Source organism: Streptomyces sp. NPDC089799, from assembly GCF_040684755.1.
Classification (GTDB): domain Bacteria; phylum Actinomycetota; class Actinomycetes; order Streptomycetales; family Streptomycetaceae; genus Streptomyces.
In genome coordinates this window covers 140,530-162,859 of the sequence record NZ_JBFBGR010000010.1, presented here as the reverse complement: position 1 = coordinate 162,859, position 22,330 = coordinate 140,530, and the positions used below count along the sequence as shown (strand labels likewise).

The 22,330-nt window shown below is 71.3% G+C and carries 17 protein-coding genes; 8 read left to right on the top strand and 9 right to left on the bottom strand.

The window, feature by feature from the left end; translation table 11 throughout:
• Positions 1-110 precede the first annotated feature (110 nt).
• The 3 genes from AB0O36_RS13815 to pth all read left to right on the top strand — a co-directional run bounded on the left by AB0O36_RS13815 (position 111) and on the right by pth (position 2,589).
• Positions 111-1,088: a ribose-phosphate diphosphokinase gene (locus tag AB0O36_RS13815; RefSeq protein WP_219667467.1), complete on the top strand. Its 978-nt coding sequence runs from the start codon at positions 111-113 to the stop codon at positions 1,086-1,088.
• A 209-nt stretch (positions 1,089-1,297) separates the two neighbouring features.
• Positions 1,298-1,891, top strand: a complete 594-nt coding sequence (locus tag AB0O36_RS13810) for a 50S ribosomal protein L25/general stress protein Ctc (protein ID WP_365108677.1) — start codon at positions 1,298-1,300, stop codon at positions 1,889-1,891.
• A 92-nt stretch (positions 1,892-1,983) separates the two neighbouring features.
• Positions 1,984-2,589 (top strand): aminoacyl-tRNA hydrolase, encoded by a 606-nt coding sequence (gene pth, locus AB0O36_RS13805; protein ID WP_365108675.1) that lies wholly within the window; start codon positions 1,984-1,986, stop codon positions 2,587-2,589.
• An 82-nt stretch (positions 2,590-2,671) separates the two neighbouring features.
• On the opposite strand, the gene ppc is transcribed toward pth, so the two are convergent.
• A complete protein-coding gene (gene ppc / locus AB0O36_RS13800) occupies positions 2,672-5,401 on the bottom strand; it encodes a phosphoenolpyruvate carboxylase (protein ID WP_365108673.1) in 2,730 nt (909 codons plus the stop codon).
• Positions 5,402-5,639: 238 nt separating this feature from the next.
• Between ppc and AB0O36_RS13795 the strand changes: the two genes are divergently transcribed.
• From AB0O36_RS13795 to AB0O36_RS13780, 4 genes are all read left to right on the top strand, one after another.
• Positions 5,640-6,629 carry a fatty acid desaturase gene (locus AB0O36_RS13795; protein WP_365108670.1) on the top strand — a complete coding sequence of 330 codons (990 nt, stop codon included), beginning with the start codon at positions 5,640-5,642 and terminating at the stop codon, positions 6,627-6,629.
• Positions 6,626-7,300, top strand: a complete 675-nt coding sequence (locus AB0O36_RS13790) for a TetR/AcrR family transcriptional regulator (RefSeq protein WP_365108667.1) — start codon at positions 6,626-6,628, stop codon at positions 7,298-7,300. The genes AB0O36_RS13795 and AB0O36_RS13790 overlap by 4 nt, the downstream gene beginning before the upstream one ends.
• A 183-nt stretch (positions 7,301-7,483) precedes the next feature.
• Positions 7,484-9,208, top strand: coding sequence for a VCBS repeat-containing protein (locus AB0O36_RS13785; protein WP_365108664.1), 1,725 nt, complete (start codon positions 7,484-7,486; stop codon positions 9,206-9,208).
• A 122-nt stretch (positions 9,209-9,330) separates the two neighbouring features.
• The gene (locus AB0O36_RS13780; RefSeq protein WP_365108661.1) at positions 9,331-11,067 is read left to right on the top strand and encodes a VCBS repeat-containing protein; all 1,737 of its coding nucleotides are present in this window, start codon (positions 9,331-9,333) and stop codon (positions 11,065-11,067) included.
• 81 nt (positions 11,068-11,148) lie between these two features.
• On the opposite strand, the gene AB0O36_RS13775 is transcribed toward AB0O36_RS13780, so the two are convergent.
• Positions 11,149-11,538, bottom strand: coding sequence for a VOC family protein (locus tag AB0O36_RS13775; RefSeq protein WP_365108967.1), 390 nt, complete (start codon positions 11,536-11,538; stop codon positions 11,149-11,151).
• Between the two features lie 2 nt (positions 11,539-11,540).
• The gene (locus tag AB0O36_RS13770) at positions 11,541-12,392 is read right to left on the bottom strand and encodes a trans-aconitate 2-methyltransferase (RefSeq protein WP_365108964.1); all 852 of its coding nucleotides are present in this window, start codon (positions 12,390-12,392) and stop codon (positions 11,541-11,543) included.
• Positions 12,393-12,556: 164 nt separating this feature from the next.
• Between AB0O36_RS13770 and AB0O36_RS13765 the strand changes: the two genes are divergently transcribed.
• Complete coding sequence (locus AB0O36_RS13765; RefSeq protein WP_365108659.1) at positions 12,557-13,054, top strand: MarR family transcriptional regulator; 498 nt, start codon at positions 12,557-12,559, stop codon at positions 13,052-13,054.
• On the opposite strand, the gene AB0O36_RS13760 is transcribed toward AB0O36_RS13765, so the two are convergent.
• From AB0O36_RS13760 to AB0O36_RS13735, 6 genes are all read right to left on the bottom strand, one after another.
• Entirely contained in the window at positions 13,013-13,837 is an 825-nt protein-coding gene (locus AB0O36_RS13760; protein ID WP_365108657.1) for a response regulator transcription factor, read from the bottom strand. The two genes, AB0O36_RS13765 and AB0O36_RS13760, sit on opposite strands and share 42 nt — an antisense overlap.
• Positions 13,838-14,487: 650 nt before the next feature.
• Entirely contained in the window at positions 14,488-15,456 is a 969-nt protein-coding gene (gene galE / locus AB0O36_RS13755; protein ID WP_365108654.1) for a UDP-glucose 4-epimerase GalE, read from the bottom strand.
• Between the two features lie 292 nt (positions 15,457-15,748).
• Positions 15,749-16,423, bottom strand: coding sequence for a LuxR C-terminal-related transcriptional regulator (locus AB0O36_RS13750; RefSeq protein WP_365108652.1), 675 nt, complete (start codon positions 16,421-16,423; stop codon positions 15,749-15,751).
• Positions 16,424-16,680: 257 nt separating this feature from the next.
• A complete protein-coding gene (locus tag AB0O36_RS13745) occupies positions 16,681-18,585 on the bottom strand; it encodes a PQQ-binding-like beta-propeller repeat protein (protein ID WP_365108649.1) in 1,905 nt (634 codons plus the stop codon).
• A gap of 22 nt (positions 18,586-18,607) precedes the next feature.
• Entirely contained in the window at positions 18,608-20,305 is a 1,698-nt protein-coding gene (locus tag AB0O36_RS13740; protein ID WP_365108646.1) for a PQQ-binding-like beta-propeller repeat protein, read from the bottom strand.
• 159 nt (positions 20,306-20,464) lie between these two features.
• Positions 20,465-22,273, bottom strand: a complete 1,809-nt coding sequence (locus AB0O36_RS13735) for an ABC-F family ATP-binding cassette domain-containing protein (RefSeq protein WP_365108643.1) — start codon at positions 22,271-22,273, stop codon at positions 20,465-20,467.
• Between the last annotated feature and the right edge of the window lie 57 nt (positions 22,274-22,330).

The window sequence follows — 22,330 nt, the reverse complement described above, 5'->3', positions numbered from 1 at the left end:
GCCTGGGACGGCGTACCGTGGTAGGTGCACGCAATTCGGCTGGCTCACCGTGTGCGGGACGGACGCACATGGGGGCGAGTGCTTTTCAACACGTCTGAGGAGACTGTGCTGTGACCGGGATCAAGACGACCGGCGAGAAGAAGCTGATGCTGTTCTCCGGCCGCGCCCACCCCGAGCTGGCCGAGGAGGTTGCGCACCAGCTGGGCGTCGACCTCGTGCCGACCAAGGCTTTCGACTTCGCGAACGGTGAGATCTACGTTCGTTTCGAGGAGTCGGCCCGTGGCGCGGACTGCTTCGTGATCCAGAGCCACACGGCTCCGATCAACAAGTGGGTCATGGAGCAGCTGATCATGATCGACGCGCTGAAGCGTGCGTCGGCGCGTTCCATCACGGTGATCGTGCCGTCCTACGGGTATGCCCGTCAGGACAAGAAGCACAAGGGCCGTGAGCCGATCTCGGCTCGTCTGGTGGCGGATCTGCTGAAGACGGCGGGTGCGGACCGGATTCTGACGGTGGACCTGCACACGGACCAGATCCAGGGCTTCTTCGACGGTCCGGTGGACCACCTGTCGGCGCTGAACGTGCTGGCGGACTACGTGGGCGCGAAGGTGGACCGGTCGAAGCTGACGGTGGTGTCTCCGGACGCGGGCCGTGTGCGGGTGGCGGACCGCTGGTGTGACCGGCTGGACGCGCCGCTGGCGATCGTGCACAAGCGGCGTGACAAGGACGTCGCGAACCAGGTGACGGTCCACGAGGTCGTGGGTGAGGTCAAGGGCCGGGTGTGCGTGCTGGTCGACGACATGATCGACACGGGTGGCACGATCTGTGCGGCTGCGGAGGCGCTGTTCGCGCACGGTGCGGAGGACGTCATCGTGACGGCGACGCACGGCATCCTGTCGGGGCCGGCTGCGGACCGTCTGAAGAACTCGAAGGTGAGCGAGTTCGTGTTCACGAACACGCTGCCGGACCCGTCGGACCTGGAGCTGGACAAGATCACGGTGCTGTCGATCGCGCCGATGATCGCTCGTGCGGTGCGTGAGGTCTTCGAGGACGGTTCGGTGACCTCGCTGTTCGAGGAGCAGCAGTAGGGCGTTGTTTCCTCGTGTGCTGATCACTGAGGAAACGTTCTGCTAGATCGTTTTGAGGTGCGGCCTCCGCGCCGGGTAGACTCGTGAAGTTGCTCGGCGAGGGAGGCCGCACTCTTGTGTGTGGCGCTCCGTTATCGACGCGCTCTTCGTAGCAGGCCGTTTCGTGGCCGGGTGACCCTGTCCGTTTCGTCACCCCACGAGGAGTGAGCATGTCCGAGGTCAAGCTTTCCGCCGAGATCCGTACCCGTTTCGGCAAGGGCGGTGCCCGTGAGGCCCGTCGCAACAAGGTCGTTCCGGGTGTCATCTACGGTCACGGCCAGGACCCGAAGCACGTGTCCGTCGAGGGCCACGGCCTGTTCATGGCGCTGAAGAACCCGAACGTCCTGATCTCCCTGGACATCGCGGGCGACGGCACCGAGCTGGTCATCCCGAAGGCCGTCCAGAAGCACCCGATCAAGCGTGACCTGCTGCACGTGGACTTCCTGGCCGTCCGCAAGGGCGAGAAGGTCACGGTCGAGGTTCCGGTCGTCACCGAGGGCGAGCTGGCCGCCGGCGGCAACCTGCTGGAGCACGTGCTGAACACCCTGTCGGTCGAGGCCGAGGCCACCCACCTGCCCGAGTCCGTCACCGTGTCGGTGGAGGGCCTGGAGGCCGGTGCTTCGGTTCTGGCGTCCGACGTCAAGCTGCCCGCCGGTGTCACCCTGGTGACCGAGGCCGAGGCCGTCGTCCTGCAGGTCCTGGCCGCGCAGGCCGAGGAGCCCGCCGCCGAGGCCGCCGAGGGCGAGGAGTCCGCGGAGGCCTGATCCTCCCCGGCTCGACCGTTTGTGCAACCGGCCGCCGTCCTGCTCCACTGGAGCGGGGCGGCGGTCGTCCCTTGTTCGAGGAGTTCTTTCTGATGGCGGATGGCGCGACGGACGCGACGACTCCCTGGCTGGTCGTGGGCCTGGGCAACCCCGGTGGCGAGTACGCGGGCAACCGCCACAACATCGGGTTCATGGTGGTGGACCTGCTGGCGGAGCGCATGGGCGGCAAGTTCAAGGCGCACAAGTCGGGGCGGGCGCAGGTGGTGGAGGGCCGGATGGGTCCTCCGGGGCCGGCGAACCGGCGGGTGGTGCTGGCGAAGCCGATGTCGTTCATGAACCTGTCGGGTGGTCCGGTGACGGCGCTGCGTGATTTCTACAAGGTGCCGGTGGAGCGGATCGTGGCGGTCCATGACGAGCTGGACATCGATTACGCGACGCTGCGGCTGAAGCTGGGCGGTGGGGACAACGGGCACAACGGGCTGAAGTCGATGACGAAGTCGATGGGTGCGGAGTACCACCGGGTGCGGTGCGGGATCGGGCGTCCGCCGGGCCGGATGCAGGTGGCGGATTTCGTGCTGAAGGACTTCTCCTCCACGGAGCGCAAGGAGCTGGACTGGTTCGTGGACCGGTCGGCGGATGCGGTGGAGTGTCTGGTGCTGGAGGGTCTGGAGCGGGCGCAGTCGGCGTACAACTCCTGAGTTCGCGTGTGTCTCGTGGGACGGGGAAGGCCCCCGCGCCGGTTTCGGTGCGGGGGCCTTCCCGTGTGTCGTGCGGGTGGGGTCAGCCGGTGTTGCGGAGGCCTGCGGCGACGCCGTTCACGGTGAGCAGGAGGGCTCGGCCGAGGAGGGGGTCGGCGGGTTCGCCGGCGGTTGCGGCGGCGCGCTGGCGGGCGAGGAGGGAGACCTGGAGGTAGGAGATGGGGTCGAGGTAGGCGTCGCGGACGGCGAAGGTCTGCTGGAGGACCTTGTTGGAGTCCAGGAGCTTTTCGCCGCCGGTGATGCGGAGGACTTCGGCGACGGTGAGGGCGTGTTCGGTCTCGATGAGTTCGAAGACGTGCTTGAGCTCGTCGGGGACGAGGGTGTCGACGTAGTGGCGGGCGATCCGCAGGTCGGTCTTGGCCAGTGTCATTTCGACGTTGGACAGGAAGTTGCGGAAGAAGTGCCAGTTCTGGCCCATTTCGCCGAGGACGTCTTCCTGGCCGGCTTCGCGGAGTGCCTTGAGGCCGGAGCCGACGCCGTACCAGCCGGGGACGATCTGCCGGGACTGGGTCCAGCCGAACACCCAGGGGATGGCGCGGAGGCCGTCGAGGCCGGCGCCGGAGTCGGGGCGGCGGGAGGGCCGGGAGCCGAGGTGGAGGTCGGCGAGCTGGTCGACGGGGGTGGAGGCGAAGAAGTAGGCCGGGAGGTCGGGGTCTTCGACGAGGCGCCGGTAGGCGGCGTGGGCGGCGTCGGAGACGACGTCCATGGCGGCGTCCCAGCGGGTGAGGGCGTCGGGGGACTGGCGGGGGGCGGTGTGCAGGGCGGATGCCTGGAGGGTGGCGGCGACGGTGAGTTCGAGGTTCTCGCGGGCCAGGGCCGGTACGAGGTACTTGTCGGAGATGACCTCGCCCTGTTCGGTGACCTTGATCTCGCCTTCGAGGGTGCCCCAGGGCTGGGCGAGGATGGCGTCGTGGGAGGGGCCGCCGCCGCGGCCGACGGTGCCGCCGCGGCCGTGGAAGAGGCGGAGGCGGACGCCGTAGCGGTGGGCGACGTCGCGGAGGCGGCGCTGGGCGCGGTGGATCTCCCACTGGCTGGTGGTGATGCCGCCGAACTTGGAGGAGTCGGAGTAGCCGAGCATGACCTCCTGGACGTCGCCGCGGAGGGAGACCAGGCGGCGGTAGGAGGGGTCGGCGAGCATGTCGTCGAGGATGACGTCGGCGGCGCGGAGCTCGTCGGTGGTTTCCAGGAGCGGCACGATGCCGATCTTGGCCCAGCCGGCGTGGAGGTCGAAGAGGCCGGCTTCGCGGGCGAGGACGGCGGCGGCGAAGACGTCGTCGGCGCCCTGGCACATCGAGATGATGTAGGACTCGATGACTTCGGGGCCGAACTTCTCGAAGGCGTCCTTGACGGCGGTGAACACGCCGAGGGTCTTGGCGCCGGCGGCGTCGAGGGGCGCGGGGGTGGGGGCGAGGGGGCGGCGGGAGCGGAGTTCCTTGGCGAGGAGCTTCTGCCGGTAGTCGCGGGGCATGTCGGCGTAGCGCCAGGATTCCTCGCCGAGGCGGTCGAAGAGCTGGCCGAGGGCGTGGTGGTGGGCGTCGGCGTGTTCGCGTACGTCCATGGTGGCGAGCTGGAGGCCGAAGGCGGCGAGGGTGCGGATGGTGCGGTCCATCCGGCCGTCGGCCAGGAGGCCGCCGCGGTGTTCGCGCAGGGAGGTCTGGACGATGGTGAGGTCGGCGAGGAGTTCGGCGGTGCCGAGGTAGTCGCGGCCTTCTTCGTGGGGGGTGCCCTGGGCGAGCCGGCGGCGGGTGTTGAGGAGCTTCTGCCGGATGCAGGTGACCTTGAGGCGGTAGGGCTCTTCGGCGTTGAGGCGCTTGTATCGGGGGCTGATCTCGGGGAGGCGTTCGAGGTCGGCCTGGAGGGAGGCGAGGAGTTCCTCGGTGGCTCCGGTGTAGCGGATGGAGTTGGAGAGGAGCGAGCGCAGGTAGTCGATGAGTTCGAGGGCGTCGCTGATGCCGTGTTCGTGCTGGAGGATCAGTACGTCGCGGGTGACGTCGGGGGTGACGTTGGGGTTGCCGTCGCGGTCGCCTCCGATCCAGGTGCCGAAGGTGAGGGGGCGGGTGCCGGTGGGGAGTTCGAGGCCGACGCGCTGGAGTTCGGCGGCGAGGTCTTCGAGGACGTCGCCGACGGCTCCGGCGTGGAGTTCGTCGAGGTAGTAGATGGCGTTGCGGGCCTCGTCGGCGGGTTCGGGCCGGACGACGCGGAGTTCGTCGGTCTGCCAGATGAGGTCGATGTTCTCGGCGAGCCGGAGGTCGTGGCGGCGGCGGTCGCCGGCGCCGCTGACGGGCTCTTCGAGGAGGGCTGCGATGCGGCGCAGCTTGCCGAGCACGCTGCGGCGGGCGGCTTCGGTGGGGTGTGCGGTGAAGACGGGCCGGACGTTGAGGTTCTTGACCGTCTCGCGGAGGTGGTCGGGGTCGGCGTCCTTGAGCATGTCCGCGGTGCGGGCGAGGAGGCCGCCTTCGGCGGCGCGGTGCGCGCGGAGTTCCTTGCCTCGGTGCACCTGTTCGGTGACGTTGGCGAGGTGGAAGTAGGTGGAGAAGGCCCGGACGAGCTTGGCTGCGGTCTCCAGGCCGGTGTTGCCGAGGAGGTCGGCGGCGGCTTCTCCGTCGGTGCGCGTGAGGGCGCGTACGCGTTCGACGAGGTCGAGGAGTTCCGGGCCTTCCTGGCGGACGAGGGTCTCGCCGAGGAGGTCGCCGAGGCGGCGGATGTCCGCGCGCAGCTCTGCGTTGGGGGTGGGCTGGTCAGCACTGCTCACAGGTGCGGCTCCTTGCAGTGTTTCGAGCGTCGCTACTGGGGCGGACCGCGCTGTCCGACGGACCAAGGATAGGTGGCCCGGTCGGATGGCCGGGCAGGTTGTCCGCACAGCGGACGCGGCGTCGCGGGTCTTGCCGGGGGGTGGGGCGCTGCCATACTTACGTTGCCGTAGGTTACGGAGCCGTAACCTGGATGCCTGCGGACCTCTCATCTCTGGCCCCCACCTCTCAGGGACTCCCATGACCCTCAGCCCGGATCTGCCGGATCTGATCGATGACGCTCCGGAGGCGGCCGGCGGGCCGCAGTCGTCCGCGACCCGCGGCGGGGAGACGAAGCGCTCGGTGGAGCAGATCGCGCTGCTCCTGTTCATCACGGTGCCGTTCGTGGCGGTGGTCGCGGCGGTGCCGCTGGCCTGGGGCTGGGGGGTGAGCCGGCTGGATCTGGGTCTGATGGTGTCGATGTACTTCCTGACGTGTCATGGGATCACGGTCGGCTTCCACCGTTACTTCACGCACGGGTCCTTCAAGGCGAAGCGGCCGCTGCGGATCGCTCTTGCGGTCGCGGGTTCGATGGCGGTGGAGGGGCCGCTGGTGCGGTGGGTGGCGGATCACCGGAAGCACCACCGGTTCTCCGACGCCGAGGGTGATCCGCATTCGCCTTGGCGGTTCGGTGAGTCGGTGCCGGCGCTGCTGAAGGGGTTGTGGTGGGCGCACATCGGGTGGCTGTTCGACGAGGAGCAGACCGATCAGCGGAAGTACGCGCCCGATCTGATCAAGGATCCGGTGATCCGGCGGATCAGCCGTGACTTCGTGTTCTGGACGGTGCTGTCGCTGGCGCTGCCGCCGCTGGTGGGGGGCCTGGTGACGATGTCGTGGTGGGGTGCGTTCACGGCGTTCTTCTGGGGTTCGCTGGTGCGCGTGGCGTTGTTGCACCACGTGACCTGGTCGATCAATTCGATCTGTCATGCGGTGGGCAAGCGGCCGTTCCGGTCGCGGGACCGGTCGGGGAACGTGTGGTGGCTGGCGGTGCTGTCGTGCGGGGAGGCGTGGCACAACCTGCACCACGCGGATCCGACGTCGGCGCGGCACGGGGTGCTGCGGGGGCAGGTGGATTCGAGTGCGCGGCTGATCCGCTGGTTCGAGGTGCTGGGGTGGGCGAGTGACGTCCGCTGGTCTTCGGGGTCGCGGATCGACTCCCGGCGCAGGGAAAACACCGCGAGCGCGGCATGATGGGGGATGTGGCGATCGACGGCAGTACTTCCAGCAGTGACAAACCCAGGCGTGGGCGCCGGGTCCGGATGACGGGCGCGGAGCGGCGTCAGCAGCTGCTGGACATCGGCCGTGCGCTGTTCGCGGAGAAGGGCTTCGAGGGCACGTCGGTGGAGGAGATCGCGGCGAAGGCCGGGGTGTCCAAGCCGGTGGTGTACGAGCACTTCGGCGGCAAGGAGGGCCTGTACGCGGTCGTGGTGGACCGGGAGATGCGCCAGCTGCTGGACGGGGTGACGGGGGCGCTGACCGCCGGGCATCCGCGGGAGCTGCTGGAGCAGGCGGCGTTCGCCCTGCTGGACTACATCGAGAACTACACGGACGGGTTCCGGATCCTGGTCCGGGACTCGCCGGTGGCGCAGTCGACGGGTACGTTCGCCTCGCTGATCAGCGACATCGCCACCCAGGTCGAGGACATCCTGGGTCTGGAGTTCAAGGCGCGGGGCTTTGATCCGAAGCTGGCGCCGCTGTACGCGCAGGCGCTGGTGGGCATGGTGGCGCTGACGGGGCAGTGGTGGCTGGAGACGCGCCGTCCGAAGAAGGCGGAGGTCGCGGCCCATCTGGTGAACCTGGCCTGGCACGGTCTGGACGGCCTGGAGGCGAAGCCGCGCTTGGTGGGGCACCGCAAGAACTGAGCGGCTGTCTGCCCTGACGTGCGGGGAGCCGAAAGGTTGTACGGAAAACCTCTTCTACCTCACCGGCCCCCCGGATAGCCTTCGATCACTTTCCGGGGGGAATGCTCGATCCGGTGCGCCCGACTGTGCGCGCGCCGCGCGTGTCGCCCTCCTCCCGGCTTCGCATGATCCAGGGGGAACCCTTTGTCTTCTTCGCGCCACCAGCGCCTGGGCCGTATCGCGGCCTGCACCGCCCTCGCCCTGTCGGCGGGCACCCTGCTCTCGGCGGGCCCGGCCTTCGCCGCCGGCGATTCCGGCAAGCCCGCGCCGTCGGCCACCGCATCCGGTGCACAGCGGACGGCGGGTGACCTCGCGGCTCCGGCCGGGGCCCCCGGCAAGAGCACCTTCGCCTTCAAGAAGGCGAAGCCCCGTCTGGACGTGAACGGGGACGGCCGGTCGGACTTCATGTTCCGGAACCACTACGGGTACACCGGGACCCTGCAGAGCGGGGCGGACGAGGTCACCGGCTTCAAGGTCTCCGGTGAGCAGACGGACGGCGCCCGCGACATGGTCGCGGTCGGCAACATCCGCGGCGGCTGGGGCCCCGAGCTCCTGCTGTGGTACGCGGACGGCCGTCTGGCGATGCACCAGGCGTACGCCACCGGCACCCAGGCCGCGACCTGGACGGGCACCGGCTGGCAGGTCTACAACAAGCTGATCGCCGGCGGTGACCTCACCGGCGACGGCCGCGGCGACCTGCTCGCCCGCACCCCGTCGGGTGACCTGTACCTCTACCGGGCCACCGGCGCGGCCACCGGCAACCCGTTCGGCGGCCGGGTGAAGGTCGGCGGCGGCTGGGGCGCGTACGACCAGATCATCGGCGCCAACGACGTGGACGCGGACGGCTTCGCCGACCTGCTGGCCAAGGACCTGAACGGCAACCTGTACTACTACAAGGGAACCGGCTCCGCCTCCGCCCCGTTCAAGGCCCGCACCTCGGTCGGCGGCGGCTGGAACGTCTACAACAAGATCGTCGCGATGGACGACCAGAGCGGTGACGGCAAGGCCGACATCTACGGCGTGCAGCCCAACGGCGAGCTGTACGGCTACGCCTCGATGGGCGGCGGCAAGTTCTCCGCCCGGCAGAAGCTCGGCAGCGGCTGGACGATCGACGAGGCCGTCGTCAACTCGGGTGTCACCCCGGTCTTCGGCAAGCACGGCGTGACCGCCGTCGACGGGTCGAACGGCCTCTGGGAGCACGTGAACCAGACCAACGGCCGGTACTTCGCCGAGGCGCTGCACTACCAGTTCCCGTGGCCGTCCGGCACCAAGCTGGTCAACGCGGCCGGTCTGGACCGGTCGAACTGGGCGAGCAAGCTGGCCTGGAACGGCAGCGCCCTGTTCAACCCGATCACCGGCGACCGCGTCGGCGAGTTCGCGAACACCAACCTGGTGGTCGGCCCCGGTGACCTCACCGGCGACGGCAAGGGCGACCTGCTGACCCGCGACAACTCGGGCACCCTGTGGCTGCGGGCCGGCAACGGCACCGGCACCTGGTTCGGCAACCCGGTCAAGGTCGGCCCCGGCTGGAACGGCTACAAGGCCATCGTGGGCGGCGGCGACATCAACGGTGACGGCCGCGCCGACATCGTGGCCCAGTCCGGCGACGGCCACCTGTACGTCTACAAGGGAACCGGCTCCGCCTCCGCCCCGTTCGGCGCCCGCGACTGGGTCGGCGGCGGCTGGAACGGCTACACCGGCATCGCCCTCTCCGGCGACCTGACCGGTGACGGCCGCGCCGACCTGGTCGCCCGCGACGCGTCGGGCACCGCCTACCTCTACCGCTCGCAGGGCTGGGGCGGTACCCACACCTTCGCGGGCCGCGCATGGCTGAACCAGGGCTGGAACGCGTACTCCCAGTTCAACTGAGCCGCATCGCGGCCTGACAGCGGGCCGCGGACGCACCGCGACACGCAGGCGCCCCGCCCCCCGGATCCCGGGTGGCGGGGCGCCTTCCTCGACCCACTTCGATCACCGTCCGGAGGGACGCCTTGTCTTCTACGCGCCACAAGCGCCTGGGCCGCGTCGCGGCCTGCACCGCCCTCGCCCTGTCGGCGGGCACCCTGCTCTCGGCGGGCCCGGCCTTCGCCGCCGGTGAGCCCGCCGCGCCGAAGCCGTCGGTCTCCTCCTCCCACGCGGGCACGCTCACACTGAAGCACCCGGCGAAGCCCGGGGCCTTCTCCTCCTCGCCCGGCAAGACCACGTACGCGGCCAAGGCCGCCAAGCCCCGCCTGGACCTGGACGGCGACGGCTGGAGCGACCTCCTCTTCCGGAACGTCTGGGGCGGCTCCGCCACCCTCGGTACCGAGCTGAACAGCGTCGCCGGCTACCGGATCAACGGCGACGACAAGGAAACCGTCCGGGACATCGTCGCCCTCGGCAACATCCGCGGCGGCTGGGGCACCGAGGTGCTCCAGTGGTCCTTCGACGGCCGGCTGTCCATGCACCAGGCGTACGAGGCCGGCACCCAGGCCCCGTCCTGGGCGGGCTACGGCTGGCAGGTCTACAACAAGCTGATCGCTGTCGGCGACCTCACCAGGGACGGCCGCGGCGACCTGCTGGCCCGCACGCCCTCCGGTGACCTGTACCTGTACCGGGCCACCGGCTCGGCCACCGGCGAGCCCTTCGCCGGCCGGGTCAAGGTCGGCGGCGGCTGGGGCGCGTACGACCAGATCATCGGCTCCAACGACGTGGACGCCGACGGCATCGCCGACCTGCTCGCCAAGGATCTCAACGGGAACCTTTACTACTACAAGGGCACCGGCTCGGCGACCTCGCCCTTCAAGGCCCGCACCTGGGTCGGCGGCGGCTGGAACACCTACAACAAGATCCTGGCCGCGGACGACCAGACCGGTGACGGCAAGGCAGACCTGTTCGGCGTGCAGCCCAACGGCGACCTGTTCTTCTACGCCTCCCTGGGCAACGGCAAGTTCACCGCCCGGCAGAACGCCGGCTCCGGCTGGCGCGGCGAGGACCTGATGGTCAACTCCGGTGTCACCCCCAACTACGGCAAGCACGCCGTACGCGGCGTGGACTCCTCGAACACCGTCTGGGAACACGCCAACCGTACCGACGGCCGGTTCTACGACGAGCGCGGCTCCTTCCAGGCGCCCGCACCGGCTGGCGCCACCCTGGTCGACGCCGCGGGGGTGGCCAAGTACAACTGGTCCGCCCGCTATTTCTGGAACGGGTCCACGCTGAGCCTGCCCACGGGCGCGGCGATCGCCGGGAACTTCGCCAACACCAACCTGGTGGTCGGCCCCGGCGACCTGACCGGCGACGGCAAGGGCGACCTGCTGACCCGCGACACCTCGGGCACCCTGTGGCTGCGCCCGGGCAACGGCACCGGCACCTGGTTCGGCAACCCGGTCAAGGTCGGCGCCGGGTGGAACGCGTACAAGTCGATCGTCGGCGGCGGCGACATCAACGGTGACGGCCGCGCCGACCTCGTGGCCCAGTCCGGCGACGGCCACCTCTACGTCTACAAGGGCACCGGCAACACCTCCGCGCCGTTCGCCGCCCGCGACTGGGCCGGCGGCGGCTGGAACGGCTACACCGGCATCGCCGTCTCCGGCGACCTGACCGGTGACGGCCGCGCCGACCTCGTCGCCCGCGACTCCGGCGGCACCATGTGGCTCTACCGCTCCCAGGGCTGGGGCGGCACCCACACCTTCGCCGCCCGCACGTGGCTCTCGCAGGGCTGGAACACCTACACCCAGTTCAACTGAGCCCCGTACTCGGCACATGGCGGCGCCCCGTCACCGGTCCTTCCGGTGGCGGGGCGCCGCCGCGTCATAACCGGGCGCGGCTCATCCCTCCGCGCCTTCGGGTGCGCCGGGCGCGTCGGGCTCCAGGAACTCAAGGCGGTTGCCCACCGGGTCCTCGGAGTAGAAGCGGCGGTGGCCCGGCAGGTCGGCGTCCCAGACCACCTTGGCGCCGCGTTCCTCCAGCTGCCGCGCGTACCCCTCGATGCCCGTCACGCGCAGGCCCGGGTGGGCCTTGCGGGCGGGCCGGAAGTCCTCCTCGACGCCCAGGTGCAGCTGCACCGGTCCGGCGGCGAACCAGCAGCCGCCGCGGGCCGCCAGTACGGGAGGTTTGGGGACTTCGGTCATGCCCAGGACGTGTACGTAGTACCGGCGGAGGAGGTCCTCCGATCCGGGCGGTGCGGCGAGCTGGACGTGGTCGACTGCGGCGAGCACGGTCATGCCTCCTTGCGGGCGACGGCGAAGATGCGGCGGAACGGGAACACGGTGCCCCGGGGGCCGGGGGGATAGGACCCGCGCAGCAGGTCCCGGTATTCGGCGAGGAATTCCTCGGCGGCCTGGCGGTCGTCGCCGAGGGCGGTGAGGACCGGCCGGAGCGCGGTGCCCTTGACCCAGTCGAGGACGGGGTCGGTACCGGGCAGCAGCTGGTGGTAGGTGGTTTCCCAGATGTCGGCGGTGCAGCCGAGTTCGGTGAAGCGGGCCAGGTACTCGGCGGGTTCCAGGAGGTGGACGTAGCGGGCGCCCTGGCCGCCGAGCCGGGCCTGCCAGCGCGGGGCGTCGCAGAGGGCGGCGAGGAGGTGGTGGCTGGGGGCGGTGAAGTTGCCGGGGATCTGGAAGGCGAAGGTGCCGCCGGGGCGGAGTGCGTTGATCCAGGCGGCGAAGGAGCCTGCGTGGCCGGGGACCCACTGGAGGGCGGCGTTGGAGACGATCAGGTCGTACGGCTCTTCGGGGACCCAGGTGGCGAGGTCGGCGGGGCGGAATTCGAGGCTGCCGCCGCCGGGGGTGGGTCCGGCGTGTTCCTCGCGGGCCCGGTGGAGCATTTCCGGGGAGAGGTCGTAGCCGGTGATGCGGGCCTCGGGCCAGCGTTCGGCGAGCAGGGCGGTGACGTTGCCGGGGCCGCAGCCGAGGTCGGCGATGTGTGCGGGACGGGTGGGCAGTTCCGGTATGCGGGCGAGCAGGTCGAGGAAGGGGCGGGTGCGGTGGCCCGCATGGCGTAGGTACTGCTGGGGGTCCCAGGTGGGCGGGTTGGGCGTGGAGGGCGCGGCAGCCTCGGGGCCGACGGTGGCCATGGGGCACGGGCCCGGCGCGATGTCGGAATGCATGTTCGAGCCTCCCTGCTGATGGGGCGGAGGGAACCGGAAGTCGGTTCCGGCCCCCTCCATGCCCAGGGTGGCGGAAAATATATCTTGACGTCAAGAGACTTCATATCGACAGACCCCTTACAATGATCCGCATGGAGGACGAGGTCGACCGACTGGTCGCGGCATGGCGGCGGGAGCGCCCTGACCTCGACGTGGAGCCGCTCGAAGTGCTCAGCCGCGTGTCCAGGCTCGCGCGCCACCTCGACCGGGCCCGCAGACTCGCCTTCTCGGAGCACAATCTGGAGCCGTGGGAGTTCGACGTCCTGACGTCGCTGCGCCGCGCGGGCGCGCCCTACCAGCTCTCTCCCGGCCAGTTGCTGACCCAGACCCTCGTCACCTCCGGGACGATGACCAACCGGATCGACCGGCTCGCCAAGAAGGGCCTGGTGGAGCGGCTGCCCGACCCCAGCGACCGGCGCGGGGTACTGGTGCGGCTGACGCCCGACGGGCGCGAGGCCGCCGACCAGGCGCTCGCCGGGCTGCTCGCCCAGGAGCGGGCGATCCTGGCCCGGCTCTCCCGGGCCCAGCGTGCGGACCTGGCCGCGCTGCTACGCCGGCTGACCGCTCCGTTCGACAACATTCCCGGCTAGACCCGGCCCCAGGTCGGCCGGCCGCACGCCGGCCCGGCGGGCCAGCGCGACCGCCGCCAGCGTGGAGTGCACGCCGAGCTTGCCCAGCACGTTCTGCATGTGGGTGCGGACGGTGTGGGGGGAGAGGAACAGCCGCGCGGCCACGTCCTTGCGGCCCAGCCCGGCCACCATGCAGCGGAGCACCTCGTGCTCGCGCGGGGTCAGCGACTCCACCAGCCGCTCGCTGTCGGTGCGGTGCTTGCGGGCCGCCGTCAGCTCCCGGAGCACCCCCGTGAGCAGCGCGGGCGGCAGGTGCGTCTCCTCCCGGAGCACGCCGCGGATCACCGCCAGCAGCCGGGACAGCGAACAGTCCTTGGCGACCCACCCGCAGGCTCCGGCCTGCAGCGCGAGCGCCGCCCGGCGGGGTTCGTCCCGCTCGGCCAGGACCACCGTACGGACGGCCGGGTGTGCGGCCCGGACGCCCGAGACCAGGGCGATGCCGTCACCTGCGGAGCCCGCCGCGCCGGGGCCGGGTGCGGCCGCGGCCACCGGTGCCGCCGGTCCCGGCTCGCGCTGGGCGGGCACCGCGGGCGGGGTGCCGCCCAGGTCGGCGTCGACCAGCAGCACGTCGAAGCGGCGGCCCTCGGCCACGGCACGGTCGAGGCAGCGCAGCGCGGCGGGACCGCTGCCGGCCGCCGCCACCTCCACGTCGGGCTCGGCCGCGAGCGCGGCGGCGAGCGACTCGGCGAAGATCCGGTGATCGTCCACCACGAGAACCCTGATACGGACCACAGCCACCCCCACGGGTCGCGGAACGAACGGACGACGGCGGGTACGACGCCCGGGACCCGGTGGTCCACAGTCGTCGCGGCCGCCGCCACGTCTTCACTGCATTACCCCGGACCGGACGTCGTACCCGACGTGTCTCGACCCCTGAATCAACACCGGCCCCCACCGGTGTCACGCTTCAGCGTAGGACGGCGGCAGGCCGATGGTTGGCCGAATAGCAGAAGTTTTCCGAGCTGTTTTCCGGCGAGGCGTGCCGCTGACGGGCCTGCCGATGGCCGGAATTCGCCCGTCGAAAAGGGCCGGGAGGCGGATTCCGGCCCGGCTCGTGCCACCGGCAGTTGCGTGAGGGGCATTTCACGCAGCGTGTGCGCGCCGGGCGCCCGCGCACGCGGTGCGGTCCCGGCGCGCACGCGCCCGCGCACTCCCCCGGGGCTGAGCCCGCGCGAGCTCCGGCGCGGCCGGGTCCGGCGCCTGCTCAGCGGTGCCCGGGCCCGCTCAGCCGCGCGCACCCGGACCGCGCCGCCCGGCCGCCCGGCCGCCCGGCCGGCCGCCCGCCGCCCCCCGCCGCCGGGCCCCCCGGCCGCCGGGCGGCCCGCCGGGCCGCCGGGCGGGGGGGCCGGGCGGCCGGGCGGGCGGGCGGGCGGGCGAGCGGGCGAGCGGGCGCGTCAGTCCTGTCCGGCCGCGCGATGCCGCGCGAACTCCCAGGCGTCCGAGACGATCCCGGCGAGGTCCGGACGGCGCGGGGTCCACCCGAGCTTCTCGTGCGCCGCGCGCGCCGAGGCGACCAGCACGGCCGGGTCGCCGGCCCGGCGCTCGGCGATCACCTCGGGGATCTCGTGGCCGGTGACCTTGCGGACGGTCTCGATGACCTCGCGCACCGAGAACCCGTTGCCGTTGCCCAGGTTGCAGATCAGGTGCTCGCCGTCGCGCGCGCCGTCCAGCGCCGCCAGGTGGGCCTCGGCGAGGTCGGCGACGTGGATGTAGTCGCGGATGCAGGTGCCGTCCGGGGTCGGGTAGTCGTCGCCGAACACCGAGATCGCCTCGCGCCGCCCCAGCGCCACCTGGAGCACCAGCGGGATGAGGTGGCTCTCCGGGTCGTGCCGCTCGCCGTGCTCCCCGTACGCGCCCGCCACGTTGAAGTAGCGCAGCGATACGGCGGCCAGGCCGTGCGCCGCACACTCGCCGGTGATCATGTGGTCCACGGCCAGCTTGGACGCGCCGTAGGGGTTGGTCGGCGCGGTCGGCACGGACTCGGTGATCGGCGTCTCGGCCGGCTCGCCGTAGGTGGCGGCGGTGGAGGAGAACACCAGCTTCCGCACGCCCGCTCCGCGGATCGCGGCGAGCAGCGCCATGGTGCCGCCCACGTTGTTCTCCCAGTACTTGCCCGGGTTCACCACGGACTCGCCGACCTGGGAGAAGGCCGCGAAGTGCAGCACGGCCTCGTAGGAGGGGTCCAGGTACTGCGCGGCGTCGCGGATGTCGGCCTCGACGAAGGCGGCGCCCGCCGGGACGCCCTCGCGGAAGCCGGTGGAGAGGTTGTCGAGGACGGTGACCTCGTGGCCGGCTTCCAGGAGGTGGGCGGCGACCACGCTGCCCACGTATCCGGCGCCGCCGGTGACCAGGTACTTGCTCACTCGTTCGCTACCTCTCACAGTCTCCGGCCGCGCTTCCTTGCGCGACCTGTCGACTCTGGCTTACCCGATCCGGTGGCCCGCGCGGAAATCGGGCCCGTCCGCCGGCCGGATTCCGGATGCCCCGCACCCGCCATCCGGACGCTTCGGATCCGCTTCGGCTCCGCTTCCGGACGCCCTCGGGCGCCCCGGCCCCCTTCCGGATGCCTCGGACGGCGTTCCGGGTGCCTGAGGAGGGCCTTCCGGGCGCCTGGGGAGGCCGGGCCTGATGCCTCGGGAGGCCGGCTTGGGTGCCTCAGGAGGCCGGTCCGGCGGCCCGGTCCAGCAGTCCGGTACGGGCGGCCAGCGCGGCCGCCTCCAGCCGGGAGCCCACGCCCAGCTTCATCAGCACCCGCTGCACATGGGTGCGGGCGGTGCTCGGGGCGATGGCCATGCCGGCCGCGATCAGCCGGGTGTCCTCGCCCTCGGCGACCCGCACCAGCACCTCCACCTCGCGCGGGGTGAGCAGCCGCAGCAGCCGGCTGCCCTCGTCGTCGGGCTGCGCGGCCGGGTTCAGCAGTTCCGCGAAGGCCCCCTGGAGCAGCTGCGGGGAAATGGCGACCTCACCGGCCCTGGCCTTGGCCAGCGCCCGCTCCACGCCCTCGATGCGCTCGTCCTGGCGGACGTAGCCGGAGGCACCGGCGGCGAACGCGGCGGCGATCCCGCGCGGGCTGGGCACCGGGCCCAGGACCACCACGGCGATCTGCGGGCGCTCCCGCTTGATCCGCACCACCGGCTCGAAGACGCCCGGCTCGGCGGGCGAGGCCGTGCCCAGCAGGCACACCTCGGGGGCGCGGCTGATCACCAGCTCGGCGGCCCCGGCGGCCGGCGCGGCCGCGGCCAGCACCCGGTGTCCGCGCAGTTTCAGCGCCGAGGCGAGCGCCTCGGCCAGCAGCCGGTGCTCGTCGACCACCATCACCCGTACGCCCATGTCCCGGGAAGCTACACGCTTGTTCGAGGGCACGTCCGGGATACCGCGCAGAAGCCCCCGGAAGGACGGACCTTCCGGGGGCTTCGTGCGCGTTCGTTCACGCGGTCGGCGCGTCGGTACATCAGCGCTTCAGTGCGTCAGCGCGTCAGTGCGTCAGCGCGTCAGTGCGTCAGCGCGTCAGTGCGTCAGTGCGTCAGCGCTTCAGTGCGTCAGTGCGTCAGTGCGTCAGCGCTTCAGTGCGTCAGTGCGTCAGTGCGTCAGTGCGTGGTGAACGAGACGAACAGGTAGTCCTTGTCGCCGACCACCGAGCGGGAGCTGCTGATGATGTCGTCGGCGATGAACAGGCGTCCGTCGGCGTAGCGGTACTCCGCCTTCTCCACGAACGCGGTCTCCGCGCTGCGGCTCTCCTTGTCGTCCGGCATGACCATCAGGGTGGTCTGCTTCATCGTCGCGCCGTCGATGCTGACGATCTGCCCGCCCTTGTCGTACGGCGGGCGCTTGTACGCGATGATGTTCGACCCGTCCATGCGCAGCGGGTACATCGTGTACCGGTCGCCGGCGTCGGCGCGGTCGGTGGTCTGCTTGCCGGTGTTCAGGTCGAAGGACAGGATCTCGTTGGTACGGGAGCTGGCCTGGCTGCCGGAGCCCTGGTGCTGGACGGACGGCAGGTAGATCTTCCCGTTGCCGACCGCGATCTTGGAGCAGTTCTCCACGTCCGAGTTGTTGCAGGACGGGTCGTAGTTGCCCGAGGTCAGCGGGATGGTGGCCTTCAGCTTGCCCGACTCGTCGATGAGGAAGATGTCGCTGATGCCGATGGCGTTCGGGGCGCTCCGGTTGACGTTGGCGGTGACCACCAGCGGCTTGGTGGAGATGATGTGGCCGTAGTCGATGCCCTGGGACATCCGGTACGAGTACTTCGGCGCGCCGGTGGTCGGGTCGAGGACCTGGGCCGTGACGGTCTGGCTGCCGATCCGGCCGCACTTGCGGAGCACGGCGAGGGCCTCGCCGCCCGCGTAACCCATGTCGTAGCAGCCCTCGTTGTCGGTCTTGGGATCCCAGAGCACCTTGCCGTCGTCGAGGTTCCAGGCGCCGCCGCCCGAGAGGCCGCCGGCGGCGACGGTCTTGCCGCTGATGGTGATCTCCTCGAAGGTCACCTTCCGGTCGCCGTTGGTGGCGGACTTGGCCTCGGCGGACCACACCAGCTTGCCGGTGCTCAGGTCGATGACCCCGACGCTGCTGCAGGCCGGGGACTTCTCCTCGGCGGTGGGCAGCTTGTACTGGAAGAGCACGGCGGTCTTGTTGCCGGAGACGTGCTGGCTCGCGCCGCAGATGTGGCCGGGCAGCGGGACCGTCCACTTCTGGCTGCCGTTGTCGAGGTTGTAGCCGATGACCTTGGCCACGTCGGACTTGGCGTAGACCGTGTCGGTGAGCCAGGAGCCGTACGTGCCGATGGTGTTGAAGCCGCCGTCGCTGTCCGGCGGGACCACGGGCTGTTCGACGTTGACCAGGGTCTTGGCGTTGGTGTTGCCCTGGGGCTTCTCGGCTCCGCCGCCGCCCTGGGTCCCGCCGCCCTTGTTCTCCCCGCCGCCCGGGCTGGGGCTGCCGGTCGCGGTGGGGGTGTCGTCGCCTCCGCCGTCGTCGCCGACCAGCCAGAAGCCGCCCGCCACGATGACGGCGATGGCCACCACGGCCGCGGCGATGATGAGCAGCTGGTTGCGCTTGGTGCTGCCGCCGGAGCCGTGCGGGGCTGCCGGGCTGCCGGCGCCCATCGGCTGGGTCCGGTACGGGTCGGGCGCCTGGTGCGGGGCCTGGGGCTGGTGGCCGGGCTGCTGCGGGAAGCCGTAGCCCTGGGCGGGCTGGGGCGCCTGCGGGTGGCCGTAATCCTGCTGCGGGTAGCCATAGCCGGGCTGGCCGGCCGGCGGCTGGGCCGGTGCGGCGGGGGCGGCGGGCGGCTGGGCCGGCGGTGCGGCCGGCGGGGCCGGCGGCTGCGCGGGCTGCTGCGGGGGCATCGGCGGGGGTGCGCCGAAGCCTCCGGCGCGGGGGTCCTGCGGGGCACCGAAGCCTGCGGCCCGGGGGTCCTGCGGGGCGCCGAATCCGCCCGCGGGCGGATTGCCGGGCGGCGGCGGGGGCTGGTTCGGCGGCGGTGGGGGTGGGGTGCTCACGGTGGTTACTGCCTCTCGTCGTTCACTTGCCGAAGGCCATCAGGAATTTCTCGGGCCCGTCGCTGCGGCCGTTCAGGCGGGACTGCGAGATGAAGAGCCGTCCGCCCGCCCAGTCGATCTGCGGCTCGAAGAAGCCGCTCTCGACGGTGGCCGCGCCCGACGGGTTGCGCAGCAGGGTGGTCGGCTTGCCGCCGCCGGCCGGGAAGGACAGTACCTCGCCGCCCTTGTCGTAGGAGGGCTCCAGGTAGGCGATGAGCTGTCCGTTCTCCGCCTTCAGCGGGAGGGCGCTGCGGCCTTCGCCGGCCGGGGCCCGCCACTTGATCTTGCCGCTGGTGAGGTCGAAGGCGGCGATCTCGTTGGAGTCGCCCTCGGTGGGCATGTAGACGGTGTTGGAGGGGCCGTCCACGACCACGCCGGTGCAGCTCTGCGGGCCGGAGAAGATGGAGAGGCCGCAGCGGGCGGCGAAGCTGCCCTCGCCGGTGAGCTGGCTGCGCAGCTTGCCGTCGGAGCCGACCACCAGGACGGACCGCTTCTTCTCGGCCTTGTTGGTCGCCTCGGCGACCAGCGGGTCGGTGCCGTAGACCTTGTCGACGGTCCAGCCCTTGGGAGCCTTGAAGGTCCAGTTCGGCTTGCCCGTGACCGGGTCGACGCCCTGGATCTCCTCGGTCTGGTCACCGCAGTCGGCGATGGCGATGAGCTTGGCTCCACCCGCGTAGCTGCTGGGCCTGCAGCCGCTCTCCGGCTTGCCGAACAGCTTGTCGCCGGTGCTGACCTTGAAGGCGCTGGCCGAACCCATGCGGCTGACGGTGAGGGTGTCACCGGTGATGGCCAGGCTGGGCTTGGTCATGATGTCGAAGAGGCCCTCCTTGGGGACCTCCTTCGTCCAGCCCTCCTTGCCCGCCTTCAGATCGATGAGCTTCATCTGGTTGCAGTCGGCGGTGTCGGAGGCGCCGTTCTTGAAGGCGACCACGGTCTTGCCGTCGGCGGTGGTCTGCCCGGTGGCCCCGCAGATCTCGGCGGGGAAGGAGACGGTCCAGCGCTGCTTGCCGTCGGCGACCGCGTAGGCGGTGACGGACTTGGCGACGGCCTTGACGACGGTGTCCCCGACGACCCACTGGGCGGGTGAGGCGGCGCCTCCGCCGGGCAGCTCGATGTCGTTGTTGCGCAGCCAGAGGACCTTGTCCTCGCCGGGCTTGCGGCCGGCGTTGAGGTCGGTCTCCTCCGAGCCGCCGTTGCCGTTGCCGTCTCCGTCGTCCACGGAGCCGGACGGTGCCGGGGCGCCGCCCGGCTTGTCGTCGCTGCCGGGGCTCTTGCTGCCCTGGGCCTGCGGGGTCTTGGGGTCGTCGTCCCCGCCCGCCAGGAGGACGTACCCGCCGGCGCCGAGGGCGAGGACGGCGGCCGTGGCGGCGGCGATCAGCACGATGCCCTTGCGGCCGGCGGGCAGTCCACCGGGGCGGCCCCCGCCGGGCGGGACCGTCGGCGGGCCGGGCGGCACGGGCGGCGGGAAGGCCTGGCCCGGCGGCAGCGGGGGCTGCTGCGGCGGCTGCGGCGGCTGCGGCTGCCCGAACTGCGGGGGCTGCTGTGGCTGCTGCGGCGGCTGTTGGGGTTGTTGGGGTTGCGACGCGTACGGGTTGGGGCCCTGCTGCGGGGCGCCGTACCCGTGCTGCGGCGGACCGGGCAGGTGCCCGTAACCCTCAGGAACGGGCGGCGGGTTCGTCATCAGCGCATACCTTCGGCGTGTCAGAGGTAGTGGGGGGATGAACCTTTCTACCACTGACCACCGACGGACAACGGGCCGGTCGCACCCCCTGTTCCCGAGGCAGGACCGGCCCGTGATGCCGTCGTTATGCCTCCGGACGCGCCCGGAGCGGCCCGGAACTCACGCCTCCTCGGCGAGCTCCAGCCAGCGCATCTCCAACTCGTCCCGCTCGGAGAGCAGTTCCCGGAGCTCGGCGTCGAGCTTGGCGACCTTGTCGTAGTCGGTGGCGTTCTCGGCGATCTGGGCGTGCAGGTTGGACTCGCGGTCGGCGAGCTTGTTGAGCTGCCGCTCGATCTTCTGCAGTTCCTTCTTCGCGGCCCGCGTGTCGCCCGACGGCTTTTCCTTGGCCGGTGCCGCCGCGGCGGCGGGGGCCGCGGCGGCAGCGGCGGCCTGGACCATCTTCTGCCGCCGTTCGAGGTACTCGTCGACACCGCGGGGCAGCATGCGCATCGTGGCGTCGCCGAGCAGCGCCATCACGGTGTCGGTGGTGCGCTCGATGAAGAACCGGTCGTGGGAGATGACGATCATCGAGCCGGGCCAGCCGTCGAGGAGGTCCTCCAGCTGGGTCAGCGTCTCGATGTCCAGGTCGTTGGTGGGCTCGTCGAGGAACAGCACGTTCGGCTCGTCCATCAGCAGCCGCAGGATCTGCAGCCGGCGGCGCTCACCGCCGGAGAGGTCGCCGACCGGCGTCCACTGCTTCTCCTTGGTGAACCCGAACTGCTCGCACAGCTGGCCCGCCGTCAGCTCCCGGCCCTTGCCCAGGTCCACCCGGTCGCGGACGCGCTGTACGGCTTCCAGGACGCGCAGGGACGGGTCGAGCTCGCCGACCTCCTGGGAGAGGTAGGCCAGCCGTACGGTCTTGCCGACGGTGATCACACCGGAGGCGGGCTGCTGTTCGCCCTGGGTGCGGGCGGCCACGGCGAGGGCGCGCAGCAGGGAGGTCTTGCCGGCTCCGTTGACGCCGACCAGGCCGATCCGGTCGCCGGGCCCGAGCTGCCAGGTGAGGTGCTTGAGCAGCATCTTCGGCCCGGCCTGGACGGAGACGTTCTCCAGGTCGAAGACGGTCTTGCCGAGGCGGGCGTTGGCGAAGCGCATCAGCTCGCTGCGGTCGCGGGGCGGCGGCACGTCGGCGATGAGGGCGTTGGCGGCCTCGATCCGGAAGCGCGGCTTGGAGGTGCGGGCGGGGGCGCCGCGGCGCAGCCAGGCGAGCTCCTTGCGGACCAGGTTCTGCCGCTTGACCTCCTCGGTGGCGGCGATCCGCTCGCGCTCGGCGCGGGCGAACACGTAGTCGCTGTAGCCGCCTTCGTACTCGTGGACGGCGCCGCGCTGGACGTCCCACATGCGGGTGCAGACCTGGTCGAGGAACCAGCGGTCGTGGGTGACGCAGACCAGGGCGGAGCGGCGGTCCTGGAGGTGCTGGGCCAGCCAGGCGATGCCCTCGACGTCGAGGTGGTTGGTGGGCTCGTCGAGCACGAGGAGGTCCTGCTCGGCGATGAGCAGCTTGGCCAGGGCGATGCGGCGGCGCTCGCCGCCGGACAGCGGGGCGATGACGGTGTCCAGGCCCTGGTTGAAGCCGGGCAGGTCGAGTCCGCCGAACAGACCGGTGAGCACGTCGCGGATGCGCGCGTTGCCGGCCCATTCGTGGTCGGCCATGTCGCCGATGATCTCGTGGCGGACGGTGGCGGCCGGGTCGAGGGAGTCGTGCTGGGTGAGGATGCCGAGGCGGGCGCCGCCGGTGTGGGTGACGCGTCCGCTGTCGGGTTCCTCCAGCCGGGCGAGCATCCGGATGAGGGTGGTCTTGCCGTCGCCGTTGCGGCCCACGACACCGATCCGGTCCCCCTCGGACACGCCGAGGGAGATGCCGTCGAGCAGGGTACGGGTGCCGTACACCTTGCTGACTGCCTCGACATTGACCAGATTGACGGCCATCAGACGCGCTCCAGGGAAAGGGATGGATCAGCCCCTCAGCCTAACCTTCCCGGCGGG